A 12,918-nucleotide genomic window follows, 5' to 3' on the forward strand; every position below is an offset into this window, starting at 1 on the left:
ACCCACTCCACTTGCACAGGCTATAGCCGAAAGCATCAGCGCTGCGGCCGCCTCCGGCCGCGCGCGTGAGTGTGGACTGATTAGAATAGATTTCCTGCCCGCATGCGCGATCCGGATAAGCGTCAACCGCTTGCGCAATAATTGACGATGCTCCACAGGAAGGAAGTGCCAGCATGATATTCAGTATCCGCAAGACCCTGATGCGCGCCGCAGCCGCCGGACTGGCGCTCGCGGCTCTGTCTTCGGCCTCGGCCGTCGCCGCCGAAAAGGTAACTCTCGGCACGATCCGCCTGACTTCCCACGCCGCCAGCTACGTGGCCTATGAGCGCGGCTACTTCAAGAAGCACGGCCTCGACGTGGAGTTCAAATTCTTCCAGGCAGTCCAACCCATGGCCGTGGCGATCGCATCCGGCGATGTCGATTTCGGCGTCACCGCGATCTCCGGCGGTCTGATGGGGCTGGCCGACAAGGGCGTCATCAAGGTCATCGGTGGCGTGCTGCACGAGGAAAAGGGCATCGACGGCCTGATCATCCTCACCTCCAACAAGGCCTATGACGAAGACGTCACCGATCCCTCCAAGCTCAAGGGACGCACCTTCGGCATCACCCAGACGGGCTCTTCCTTCCACTACATGGCCGCCAAGATCGCCCAGACGGAAGGCTTCACCCTGGAGGACATGAAGGTGAAGCCGCTGCAGAAGGTGGGCGCGATCGTCGACGCGCTGAAGTCGGGCCAGATCGATTCTTGGGCCATCTAGCCGCACATTGCCAAGGCGCTTATCGAAGCCGGTGCCGCCAAGAAGGTCGGCATGGTCGCGGATTACGCCCCCGACTATCAGGTGACCACGGTCTTCACCTCCACGAAGATGATCAAGGAAAATCCTGAGCTTATCAAGCGCTTCCTCGCCGTCTTCTCCGAAGGAGCCGCCGACTTCAACGCCGCGTTCGTCGACAAGACCGAGGGCAAGGAAGGCCAGATCGAGATGGCCAAGCTGATCCACAAGTACGTTTACGTGGACCGCCCCTTTGAAAAGGCCTCCAAGTCGATCATCAACGGTGCCATGCGACTCAACCTGAACGCCAAGCTCGACATGAAGAACGTCAAGGACCAGCTCGCCTGGTTCAAGGCCGAACATCTGGCGCCCGCGGACCTGACGCTCGACAAGCTGGTCGACACGAGCTTCGTGGAAACCTACTGAGGCACACGACCCGGCGCCTGCCTTGAACGGGCGGGCATCGCTTTCGGTTTCAATCGGAAAACGCCCATTCCCAACGCGACAGGCGCTCTTGCCTGTCTCCGGGACTTCATCTCCCAAATCGGATGAGGCCCCGTTTCAGGCGTTTTCCCAGTGCATCTTTCAATCGACGCCACCTTATCCAATTCCCGGCCCCGCCCGGGAATTCGGCGCAAGCCAAGACAGGTCGACAGGCACGGCGCGTCGCAGGAGATCCGGTCGATGGACCTGAAACTCGACCAAATCAGCCACCACTACGGCCACACGCATGTTCTGGACGACATCTCGCTCACCGTGAAGAAAGGCGAGATCGTCTGCCTGATCGGCCCCTCGGGCTGCGGCAAGTCCACGTTGCTGCGATTTATCGGCGGGCTTGGGCGCCCCACATCCGGCGAGATCCTTCAGATCGGCGAGCCACCGGCCGCCTCGCTCAATCCGCTGACCTATGTGTTCCAGGATTTCACGCTGCTGCCGTGGCGCTCGGTGGAGGGCAATATCAGCCTGGCGCTTGAGGATCACAAGCTGCCCAAGGCCGACGCACCAATCTTTTCGATTTCGCCAAGACGCTGCCCCGCCAGCTTTCCGGCGGCATGAAGCAGCGCGTGGCGATCGCCAGGGCGCTCTTCTCCGTTCGCCCCGCCGTCATGCTGATGGACGAGCCGCTGTCGGCGCTCGACAGCCAGACGCGCGACCTGCTGATGGACGATCTGGTCGATCTGTGGACCCGCGAGCCGTTTACCGCCGTCTACGTCACCCACAACCTTGCCGAAGCCGTGCGTCTCGGCCACCGTATCGTCGTGCTCTCTCGCCGACCGGGGCGCATTCGCGATATCGTCGAGGTCGACATGCAGCTCGAAGAGCGCAAGGACCGGGTCCACGAGCTTGAACACAAACAAAAACACCTGTGGGACCTCATGCGCGAGCAAGCCAGCGCCGCCGACCGGGAGCTTGCCGATGTCTGACACCACCATGAGCGGAGCGGCCATGTCCGAGACGAGCGACAAAACCTCATCCGCAGACACGAACTCCGCCGTTCGGCCCGTGCCATTCCGTGGCGGCGGCTTCGTCTACAAGACCATACATGCCGCCGGCCCGCTGGTCTTCTTCGTGCTGATCGCCATCTGGGAGATCGGGTGCCGCATGGGTTGGATCAGCCCGTTCGTCTTGCCCGCTCCCTCCGAAGCCTGGGCCACCTTCATGGATCTGGTCCATTCCGGCCTGCTGTGGAAGCATCTCAGCACCTCGCTGGGCCGTCTCATCGTCGGCTGGACGGCGGACACCGCGCTCGGCATCGTTGCCGGGCTGGCGATCGATCTTTCCTCGGTCGCGCGCTCCGGCCTGCAACCGCTCGTCTCCGCGCTGTTCCCCGTGCCGAAGATCGCGCTTCTGCCGCTCTTCGTCATCTGGGTCGGCATCGACGAGGGCTCCAAGGTCGCCACCATCCTGTTCGGCACCTTCTTCCCGACCGTGATCTCCACCTATTCCGGCGTCGACAATATCGACCGCACGCTGATCCGCATGGGCCAGTCCTTCGGGCTGTCATGAACCTCGATCGTCCGGAAGATCGTCATCCCCGGCGCCATGCCCGCGATCCTGTCGGGCTTTCGGATTTCCATCTCGATCGCCATCGTGCTGCTTGTCGCGGCCGAAATGATCGGCGCTGAATACGGCGTGGGCGCCTACATCCTGATGGCCGGCAGCTTGATGGCCACCGACCAGCTAATCGCGTCTCCATCCTCTCGGTGATGGGCCTGATCATCGCCTGAGCCATCGGCCTGGCGGAGAAATACTTCCTTCGCTGGAGGACGTGAGACCGAAAACGACCGACGTCCATCCTCCGAGAGGCGCCCTGCCGGTACTCATCCAAGGATGGACGTCGCGTCCCTGCTTTTCCGCATCCGATACGGCGCATTTTCGCTTGAGTCCGCCTCAAGCACAGTCAATTATGTCCTCAAGAACAGCCGTGAATTTGACCAATAAACTTATATAACTCCAATTTAAATCGGGCATCAAAACTCGGGATAGAAAATAATATTAGAATACAATTTCCCGAAGCCTTGGCAGAAGAGAACTCATGGGCCCCTATATTGAAATCGCGATTTCTCTCATCTTCATCTACCTGATCGTAAGTTTCATCGTCACATCGATAACCGAATTCGTTGCGGTTTGGCTCAAACACCGTTCCGCAATGCTGCTGAAATCGATCAGCATGCTTATCGATGACGACAATCTGAGAAAGCTGTTCTACGAAAACGGGTTCATTGTCTCTGCCAAGCGGACATCCGCAGATCAGAACATCGCAGAGAACGCAAAGAACCACCCCTCCTACATCGAAGGGCAAAATTTCGCCAAGGCGCTCACCATGGCGGTCGTCAAGCTGGAAGACGCCTCCAAGCTGACATCCGCCATCACCTTCGACGATCTGAAAGGGGCCGTCGAAAAACTGGAAGAAAGCCGGCTCCGCGACATTCTGCTGGCCATGCTTTCGGACGCCCAGGAGTCCGTGACGACTTTCGAAACCAGACTTGCGGCCTGGTACGACACGGCCATGGCGCGCCTCAGCGGCGAATACACCCGCCATCAAAAGACGATTGCACTGGTGATCGGCCTCGCCCTTGCCTTTTTCCTGAATATCGACACCCTGCGTATTACCAGCGAATTGCAGAAGAACACCGCACTCAGGCAGCAGATCGTGGCATCGGCCGAGGATTACGCGGGCTCTCCGATGCAGAAACTTTGCAAAGACAAAGAGGGTTCCGAATACACCAAATGCGTCTACACAGAGGTAAACGAACTCTACGAGGAGATTGCGCCATTGCCGATCGGCTGGAAAAATTCCGTTCTTTGCACGGCTCCCACATGGCAGTCCTGGCTTTCCGCCATTATCGGCTGGCTCTTCACCGGGTTCGCGGTCGCACTCGGCGCGCCGTTCTGGTTCGACACGCTCCAGAAGTTCGTCAATATCCGGGGAGCAGGCAAGAAACCTCCGGAATCAAAGGCAACAGCCTGAGGCGCACGGCATCTGGACAGCCCTCCAAATCCTGCGGGGGCTGTCGGCACGAGGATTTTTAAATCACCTCGACCCGGATCTCTCCGACGCCCTCGATGCTGCCCTCCATCACGTCGCCGCGCTCAATTGCGGCGAAGTGATGGAGGGCGTGCCCAACATGATGAGATCGCCCAGTGCCAGTTCGAAATAATCCGACAGATAGGCGATCATCTCCGGCACCTTCCAGATCAGCTGGTTGAGGTCGCCCTGCTGGCGCACCGCACCGTTGACCTTCAGTTCCACCCGGCCCGCATCCGGATGACCGGTCCGGGAGGCGGGAACCAGCGGCCCATCGGCGCGGAACCCTCGAACGCCTTGGCGATCTCCCACGGGCGGCCGAGCTTCTTGGCCTCCGCCTGAAGATCGCGGCGCGTCATATCGAGCCCGACGCCGTAGCCGAAGACATGATCGAGCGCCGCCTTGACGGGAATGTTGGACCCGCCCGCCTTCAGCGCCACCACCATCTCGATCTCGTGATGCACGTCGGCCGATTTCACGGGATAGACGAAGCGGCCGGAGGTCTCGATGTTGTCCGGGTTCTTCTGGAAGAAGAAGGGTGGCTCGCGATCGGAGTCATGACCCATCTCGATCGCGTGGGCGGCGTAGTTGCGCCCGATACAGTAGATCCGCTGCACGGGGAACATCTCATCCATGCCGACGACCGGCAGAACCGGCCGAGCCGGCGGGGTAATGACGAAACCGGCCTCGTTCGTGGTCATGTCTTGAATCATCCGGAAAATTGAAGGGCAAGAAGGGGATCGCGGCGGGCGCACTGTTCATGCGCCGCTGCGCACGCGCTCCAGCATAAGGGCGAAATCGTCCGAACGAAACGGCTTCTTGATTAGCGGGCTGTCACTGGCAAGACCATCGCTCCCCACCTCATGGGGATCGGCATAGCCGGTCATGTAGATCGCCCGGATCACGGGTTCGATCGCCCGCGCGGCACGCACCACGTCGGGGCCGAGCATGCCGTTTGACAAGCGCATGTCGGTCAGCACGATATCGGGAGGCGCCTGTTCCAGAGAAGCCAGCGCGCTCGGCCCATCAAAGGCGAGCTAAACCTGATAACCGAGCCGCTCCAGCATCATCGCGGTAAGTTCGCGCAAATCCGCATTGTCCACCACCAGGAGAATGCGTTCGCGCTGACCGCACATGCCCACTTTGACCGGCAGCTCGATCTTCGCCGGAACCTCCGCATCGCCCTCCGCCATCGGCAGATAGAGCCGGATCGTGGTGCCCGCCCCCACCGTGTTGTCCAGCGTCACCTACCCGCCCAACTGGGAGATGAAGCCGTAGACCATCGACAGTCCCAGCCCCGTCCCACATCCTTGATCGTGAAAAAGGGCTCGAACACGCTCTGCTGCAACTCAAGCGGAATGCCCTGCCCCGTATCGGAGACCGAGACCATGACATACGCGCCGGGCGTCAGCCCCAGTTGCCGCGCCTGCGTGCCCTCTCTCAGGTCCGCATTCGACAGCGAAATCAGCACGTCGCCGCCCTCCGGCATCGCATCGCGTGCATTCAGCGTGAGATTGAGCAGCGCCAGTTCCAAAAAACCTCGATCGGCCATGCACGGCCACAGGTCCGGCTCCGCTTCCAGCGTCACCGCATCGCCGATGGTCGGGCGCAGCATGGAGACGAATTCCTTCAGGTCGCGGTCGAGATGGAGGGCGGCGGGCTCCAGAGGCTGCATGCGCGAGAACGCTAGGAGCTGCCGCGTCCAACCGCGCCCCGCGTTCGCCTGCGCGCTGGATCGCACCGAGCAGCGTCGCGCGTTCGCTCACATCCATTTCCGGCTCTTCGCTCAACAACTCCACATTGCCCAGGATCACCCGAGCAGGTTGTTGAAATCATGGGCAACGCCGCCGGTGAGCTGACCGACAGACTCCATCTTCTGGGACTGGAATAGCCGCACCTCCAGCGCCTGTCTCTCCGTCAGATCCAGCCCGAGGGCGAAGAAGCCTTCCACACGGCCGTCGGCGCGCACACGCGGGACGAGCCGCAATTCCAGCACGCGCTCCTTGCCGTCGGGATTGGGGAGCGTGTCGGAGACAAGCTACATCTCACCCTTGAGCGCCGCCTCCCAATGCGACTGCAGCCACTCTACCCAAACATCGTTCGAGACCGCCGCGATATCGGCGTCGACAAGCTCGTCGATGTCGCGCGCAAACCATTCCGCCGCCTCCCGATTGGCGAAGCGGATCTTGAGATCGCGATCAACGTAGAGGATCAGCGCAGGCACGGAATCCGCAATGAGACGCAACTGGTTGCGACTGGTGCGCACCGCATCCGCGGCATTTCTCTGTTCGGTGATATCGCGCGCAATCCCCTCGATGCCGGCGATTTTCCTCTGATCGTCTCCTGGTAGATGCGCGCCGTCGTCAACACCCAGATCGTGCGACCGTCCCGATGCCACGCACCGCACCTCCCTGATGCTTGAAGGCCTCCAGGAACCAGCGATGGTCCTCCGTATCGACATAGAATTCCGCCGCCTTGTGCCCGAGCGCCTCCTCCGGGTGCCAACCGAGCAGGTCGTACATGGAGGGCGTGACCATCGTCACCCACCCCTCCGCATTCGTGCGGTAGTAGGTATCCAGCATCTCGTCGAGAATGCTGCGATAGCGCCGCTCGCCCGCCTTCAGCTCGTCGCGCCCTTTTCCGGCGGTACGCTGGCTTTCCCGCAACCGTTCCCTGAGGCCGTTGAAGGCGGAGACGAGAAGGTCGAACTCATCGGCCGTTCCCGCGCCCCGCCCCGGACGTTGCAGCTTGAGAACGGATCCCAGATCGTGGGCGGTTATGCCGCTCAACTGGTCCGCAATGGCGCCCAGATGCCGCGTCACCAGGCGCGAGAAGACGAAATAGACGAAGATCGCCACCGCCACGGTGATCGCCATGTTCGTGGCGAACAGCCGGACCGCCAGCCCCAGCATATGCTGATGAATGTTGCTCAGATCGGCGGAGATCAGCAGCCTGCCGATATTCACCGAGGTTCCGCGATGGACGAAGGTGATCGGCTTGTTCCACACGACCGCGTCGTCGCCGGGATGGGTCCCCGCCTCAACCAACGGACGATCGTTCTCCGACACGCAGACATAGACGATGTTGCCCGCCGCCTCGATGCCTTCGACCAGCATCTCCAGTTGCGTTGTGTCGTGGATCCACAGGGCGCGGCTCACGCTCGGCATGTAGGAGCGTTCCGCGCCTGCGAGACTTTTCTCCATACGCGAGACCTGTCGTTCGTATACGAAGTAGAACTGAACAGCCGTCACTACCGTGCCGGCCAGGATGCTGAAGACGACGAGCCAGAAGATTATCCGGTTAGCGACGCTGCCTTTGTACCTGCCAAGCATACCCGTCATCCGACCGTCCTGCGGGGATCACCAGAAGCTTAAAAGCGCGTCATGCCGGGATCTTGAGACGTGAAACAAGCGGGGTAACGTTGCCCTTCCTCGGGCTGCCTACAAAACGATGCCGCTTTTGCATGTTCCGTTCTAATGACAACTCACGTGGATGACGATAACACCGGGCTGTTAAGTAAGGTATTGTTATATCTGTCTGTGGCCTTTCGGCCTGCAGGCGAGCCGACACGAGGGACGATCAGGAGACGGCCGGGAACCGCCCGTCACGGGTCAGTTACCCGCAAGACGCTGCAGAAGGCTCTGCGCGGGATAGCCGTCGACCAGCAGCCCGAGCTTGGCCTGAACGTCGCGCACGGAGGCGCGCGTATTGGCGCCGATCATGCCATCCACACAGCCCACGCCATAACCGCGCCCCTGCAGGAGATGCTGCAGTTGCTTGATCTGCCTGAAGCTCAGCGCCTCCACCTTGGCATTGCCGGCAAAACGCGGCGGCGCAGTGGCCAGACAGGTGGCGAAATAAGCCGCCGTTGTGGCGTAGACCAGCGACTGGTTCCACTGCAGATAGACGTCGAAATTAGGATAGGCGAGGAAGGCCGGTCCGTTGCGGCCCATGGGCAACAGCAGCGACGATTCCAGACCCGTCGATTTCAGCGGCGAGCCGTCGCGCTGGGTCACGCCCCAGGACGACCACTTGGCCTCTCCGTGATGGATCTCAAGTCCCGCTTCCTGCCAGGGCATCGAGTGCGGCACGCGCACTTCCACCAGCCACGGTTCGCCCGCCCGCCAGCCGTGGCTCTGGATGAGCCGCGCGCCGGAGGCCAGCACGTCGGGCACTTCCGTGAGCAGGTTGACCCGGCCATTGCCGTTATAGTCGACGCCGAGCTCGTAATAATCCTTGGGCTGGAACTGCAGCTGGCCGAGTTCGCCCGCCCACGCGCCGATCATCTCCCGCGGCCGCAGGTCTCCGCGTTCCGCAATCTTGAGCGCGCTCATCAACTGCTCGCGGAAAAGCTCCGGACGACGGCAGTCAAAGGTCAGCGTCGCCAGCGATTTCATCACCGGCAGATTGCCGATATTGGCGCCGAAATCCGTCTCAAGCCCCCAGAAGCCGATAATGACCGGCCCGGGCACGCCGTAGCGGCGTTCCAGCTCGCGGAACTTCGCCGCATTCTCGCGAAGCAGGCGCGTGCCGTGCTTCATCCGATAGCCGGAGACCATCCGGTTGGAAAATTCCAGAAAGCAGAAAGCTCTGGGAGAAAACGCTCTGCGCGCGATCCTTGCGCACGATGGAGGGATCGTATTGCAGACCGTCGAGCGAGGCGGAAATCGTGCGCTGTGAAATGCCCGCCTTCCGCGCCTCGGCCTTGAAGTCCTGAAGCCAGCGGCTGAAATCGCCCGGATTATTGCGGCACCCGACGGCCTGGGCTTCCCACACGGCCAATCCCCCCGCCATTGCCACGGCTGCAGTCGTCAGGGCAGCCAGGCCCGCTATTGTCGTTGCAAGTCGCCGCATTCGCGCACTCCACGTTTGTCCACGCCCCCGAGACGATCGCAATCCGCATCCCGAACGATGCACCCGACGATCGGCCCTGTCCGAATCACGTTTGTGAAAACCACCCCTTCGAACCGTTCCATACCCTGCCATGCCGCGCGGCGCGGCGCGGCGCAAATCTACAACCAAAGTCGTGACGATACGGGCAAACACGCGAAATGTTTTTTGACAAGTGCCGGTACAGTCCTATTCCATTACCGATAATATGATATAAGATCCGGTAATAAATATATTTTATAAGTCAACTTAATAACCGGGACGGTCTCCAATACCCCGGAAACATTGATAGAAACTGGCACGACTTCCCATTGCCGCAGCATTGAGCAAAACACAAGGCGATCCAATTGACGGCAAATAATTTGAAGTCCGGTCCGCAACACAACGTAAGCAGTGAGGAAGGTGAGCTACGTCCGTTTCACCAGTCGCTGCCGATGCAACTTATGGCTGCCCGTGAGGAGGTGATGCTGCGGTTTCGCCCACATCTCCATGCGAATGGTCTGACCGACCAGCAATGGCGCATCATTAGGGCATTGATGGAGGTGAATTCGCGCGAGATCCTCGATTTGAGCGAGGTGTGCGGCATTCATCCCGCCAGTCTGTCGCGCATATTACCGAAGCTGGACGCCGCGGGCATTATCGACCGGCGCCCCAACACGGCCGACCAGCGCCGCGTTATCGTAACCATCGCCCCCAAGGGACGGGCTCTGTTCAAGCAGATCGCGCCCGAGTCGGACAGATTGTACGAATCCATCATCTCCGATATCGGGCATGACCTGATGCACGAGGCCTATGACGTGCTGGAGCGCATGATCAGCGCCCTCAAGTCGAAACGCACGAGCGCGGAAACCGGCGCGATGGAGTGACCGGGCGACCTGATGGGATCGCACACGGCGGCCCTTTCTCGCCCCGGCCTTCAACAAGGCTCGAAAGCCCACTGAAAAATCCTCACGTCACAATCGGAAAACACGGCGCTCGGGGGAGCATCCTTTGGGGAGTGGAGCCGACAAGCTCCACACCGACGGGTTTCGGCTGTGCGGCCCATCCTGAATGCCCGGCCTAAAAACGGTATCGGGTTGCCCGTAATACTCTCCGCTCGTCATCCCGGCCTCCGAGCCGGGATCCATTCCGTGATCTATCGGCATGGAAAGCGGTTGGATTATTCCACAATATCTGCCTCTTACCGCTTTGAAACTTCACAGCATGGATTGCCGGTCGGAGCCGGCAATGACGGAAGAAATGGAACTGGAACACCCCAATACCATTTTCGGGCCAGATACTGAGGAGGCGCGTGAGCACCGTCTCGAAGGATGGGTGACCCGACGGTTCAACCGGACAGCTCCCATCCGTTTCCGTCAAAAATCGGAAGGCCTCACCGGATCGCCCGGATCAGCATCGGCGGGCACCGCTTAGAGCCGGGCTCCTTTTGAACCGGTTCGGTCCGCGCATCGCGCGCCAGCAGACGCAGGGTCGGAATCACGTCTTCCTGCGGTGCGGGAACGTCGTGCGGCAGCGCGACCAGCGGTAGTTCCTTCTTGCGCTCCAGCGTCAGGCTGATGAGCACCAGCGGCCAGCGTTCGTCGTCCTTTCCGGTCACGATCGTGTCCGTTTTCCAGGCCCGGAGCACCAGTCGCCCGTCATCGGCGGGAGTCGCCCGCGTCGCGCTGAGATTGGCCAGCTGTCCCTCATGCAGCGAGGGACGCGGCAGCAGCTTGTCGATGCGGTTGCGCCCGTCGGAATAGGCCAGCACGTCGACCCATGACCAGGTCGGCACGATCTCCCAGCCGTTGTCGCGTATGCGCTTTTCCAGCGCGTCCACCGGCCCCGCCCATTGCGCGATGAAGGGCTCGCCGGTTTCGCCCGTAAGCTCGATGCGGCGCGCGGGCATGTCCGCCCAGCCGGTCTCGCGCCAATTGGTTTCGGTGATCACCGTCGTGTGGATCGGCTCGCTGTAGAACAGCATCGCCGTGGCATGTCCGTTGGAGACATAGACGAAGGAGACGATGCCGTAGATGGCCAGCGACACTACACCGAGTGCCACCGGTGCGATCTTTTCCGGCCGCGTCGCTTCCAGCGCCAGCGCAAAGGCCGCTGTCATGGAGATCCCGAACAGGAACCCGCCCGCGACGTCGGACGGCCAGTGCGCGCCGAGATAGATCCTCGAACAAGCGGTCGCCACGATGATGGCGCCCGCGCAGGCAAAGATCACCGCCTTGCCCGATCGCCCGAGCCCCAACCCGATCAGCACCGCCAGAACCCCGAACACCACCGTCGCAAGCGTCGCGTGGCCGGAGGGGAAGGTGAAGGTATAGAGATCCGCGCCGCCGAAAATGTCGTTCGGCCGCGCGCTCTGCAGGATGAGCTTCATGAAGGGGACGAACAGCGCCGCCGACGCCATCGTCACGATGGCTGCAGCCGCGATCGTCCAGGCCCGGCGCACCAGCAACCAGGTGACGATCACCGCCCCCAGCGCGATCAGCACCGTGCCGTCGCCGATCATGGTGATCGCCACCATCACCCGGTCAGCAGGCGTGTTGCGCACCGATTGCGCCAGATTGGCGATGGAGAGATCCGCATAGGCGAGCGAGTTCTGGGCGATCAGGTTTTCCAGCAGCGAGGCGAAACCGATGCCACCCGCCGCCAGCACCGCGCTCAGCATCACCACGCGCAACGCCTTAGGATTTTCCGGCGCCAGCGTGTCCGCCAGCCATTGCCACACGCGCTCCGGCCGCGCTGCGGCATAGGTGACGAAGCGCGTTTGCAGATTGATCAGCAGCGGGATCGCGCTCATGACGACGACCCGGATCACCCACGCAGCAATGAACACGGCCCCGATCAGCGCGAAAAGCACGATGGCGAACCGGCCCGAGACCTGGTTCGCCACCGCCAGTCCCTTGCCGATGAAGACGCCGGGCAGCAGATGGGTCAGCGACCAAACGAAGGCCGACAGCACGTTGATGGTCAGAAAGCGCGGGTTGCTCATGCCCATCATGCCCGCGATGCCGGAAATGACCGCCTTCACGCCGGGCACGAACCGGCCGACGGCGATCGACTTGCCGCCGTGATTGGCGAAGAACATCTCGCTCTTGGTTACCAGCCCCGGATAACGCGACAGCGGCCACATGCGCTTGAGCTGCGCGCCATAAACCCGCCCGGCCCAGTAGGACACCGCATCGCCGATGATCGCGCCCATCGTGGTCGCCACAAAGATCGGCCAGAAATCAAGCTTCCCGCCGCCGACCAGCGTCCCCGCGCCCACCAGCACCACGGTGGAGGGCACGAACAGCCCGATGATCAGCAGCGCCTCGCCCATCGAGATCATGAAGACAACAGCGACGGAGAGGTGCGGGTTTTCGCCGAGATACGAGATCACCCAATTTGCCAGATCCAACGTGAAGGTCATGGGGCTCATGGGTAGGCCTTGCAATCCCGCCTGAAGCAAGTCCGGGACAGGCGGACGCAGCTGCTTCGTCCGGACTTGCACAAAAACAAAGAGTTAGAACCGAGATCCGCTTCAAATCGAACCGAATCCGCTCGTGCGCGAAAGAAAAGGGCCGGACTCGGAGCGAGCCGACCGCAAGCGCTATCTAATGGGTTTCGGGACCAATTTACAGACCAATACATTCCGCCTCTTCTACCGCATCGCGAAAACGATCACGGCGACGACCAAAACGAGCGTCAGCCCGGCATAGACGAGAAGATGGCGTTGATCCGACGTCATGAACG

8 protein-coding genes and 6 pseudogenes are annotated in these 12,918 nt (G+C 61.3%); 5 read left to right on the forward strand and 9 right to left on the reverse strand.

Translation table 11 applies throughout. From position 1 onward, the window contains the following. Positions 1-173: 173 nt before the first annotated feature. The 4 genes and pseudogenes from QNJ43_RS14960 to QNJ43_RS14975 all read left to right on the forward strand — a co-directional run bounded on the left by QNJ43_RS14960 (position 174) and on the right by QNJ43_RS14975 (position 4,245). Positions 174-1,199: pseudogene (locus QNJ43_RS14960) on the forward strand (ABC transporter substrate-binding protein). 258 nt (positions 1,200-1,457) lie between these two features. Continuing rightward, positions 1,458-2,197: pseudogene (locus QNJ43_RS14965) on the forward strand (ABC transporter ATP-binding protein). A gap of 22 nt (positions 2,198-2,219) precedes the next feature. Beyond that, positions 2,220-3,001: pseudogene (locus QNJ43_RS14970) on the forward strand (ABC transporter permease). Between the two features lie 308 nt (positions 3,002-3,309). Continuing rightward, on the forward strand, positions 3,310-4,245 hold the full coding sequence (locus QNJ43_RS14975; RefSeq protein ID WP_300471261.1) for a hypothetical protein: 936 nt from the start codon (positions 3,310-3,312) through the stop codon (positions 4,243-4,245). Between the two features lie 58 nt (positions 4,246-4,303). On the opposite strand, the pseudogene QNJ43_RS14980 reads toward QNJ43_RS14975, so the two are convergent. From QNJ43_RS14980 to QNJ43_RS27265, 8 genes and pseudogenes are all read right to left on the reverse strand, one after another. Next, positions 4,304-5,003 (reverse strand): annotated as a pseudogene (locus QNJ43_RS14980) (fumarylacetoacetate hydrolase family protein). A gap of 57 nt (positions 5,004-5,060) precedes the next feature. Further along, positions 5,061-5,282: a hypothetical protein gene (locus tag QNJ43_RS14985; protein ID WP_300471265.1), complete on the reverse strand. Its 222-nt coding sequence runs from the start codon at positions 5,280-5,282 to the stop codon at positions 5,061-5,063. A 57-nt stretch (positions 5,283-5,339) separates the two neighbouring features. After that, complete coding sequence (locus QNJ43_RS14990; protein WP_300471266.1) at positions 5,340-5,549, reverse strand: hypothetical protein; 210 nt, start codon at positions 5,547-5,549, stop codon at positions 5,340-5,342. Next, on the reverse strand, positions 5,546-6,043 hold the full coding sequence (locus QNJ43_RS14995; protein ID WP_300471268.1) for an ATP-binding protein: 498 nt from the start codon (positions 6,041-6,043) through the stop codon (positions 5,546-5,548). Before QNJ43_RS14995 ends, QNJ43_RS14990 begins: the two co-directional genes overlap by 4 nt. Before the next feature lie 69 nt (positions 6,044-6,112). After that, positions 6,113-6,763 (reverse strand): annotated as a pseudogene (locus tag QNJ43_RS15000) (PAS domain-containing protein). Further along, on the reverse strand, positions 6,666-7,643 hold the full coding sequence (locus QNJ43_RS15005; protein WP_300471271.1) for a PAS domain S-box protein: 978 nt from the start codon (positions 7,641-7,643) through the stop codon (positions 6,666-6,668). Before QNJ43_RS15005 ends, QNJ43_RS15000 begins: the two are co-directional and overlap by 98 nt. 270 nt (positions 7,644-7,913) lie before the next feature. Then, positions 7,914-8,861 (reverse strand): lytic murein transglycosylase, encoded by a 948-nt coding sequence (locus tag QNJ43_RS15010; protein ID WP_300471273.1) that lies wholly within the window; start codon positions 8,859-8,861, stop codon positions 7,914-7,916. Positions 8,862-8,946: 85 nt separating this feature from the next. After that, positions 8,947-9,288 (reverse strand): annotated as a pseudogene (locus tag QNJ43_RS27265) (hypothetical protein); the annotation flags it as partial. 338 nt (positions 9,289-9,626) lie between these two features. Here QNJ43_RS27265 and hpaR point away from each other — a divergent pair. Then, entirely contained in the window at positions 9,627-10,058 is a 432-nt protein-coding gene (gene hpaR / locus QNJ43_RS15020; protein WP_300471275.1) for a homoprotocatechuate degradation operon regulator HpaR, read from the forward strand. Between the two features lie 506 nt (positions 10,059-10,564). Here hpaR and QNJ43_RS15025 read toward each other — a convergent pair. Then, on the reverse strand, positions 10,565-12,604 hold the full coding sequence (locus tag QNJ43_RS15025; RefSeq protein ID WP_300471278.1) for a bifunctional DedA family/phosphatase PAP2 family protein: 2,040 nt from the start codon (positions 12,602-12,604) through the stop codon (positions 10,565-10,567). Positions 12,605-12,918 lie beyond the last annotated feature (314 nt).

The organism is Breoghania sp. (assembly GCF_030066895.1).
Classification (GTDB): domain Bacteria; phylum Pseudomonadota; class Alphaproteobacteria; order Rhizobiales; family Stappiaceae; genus Breoghania.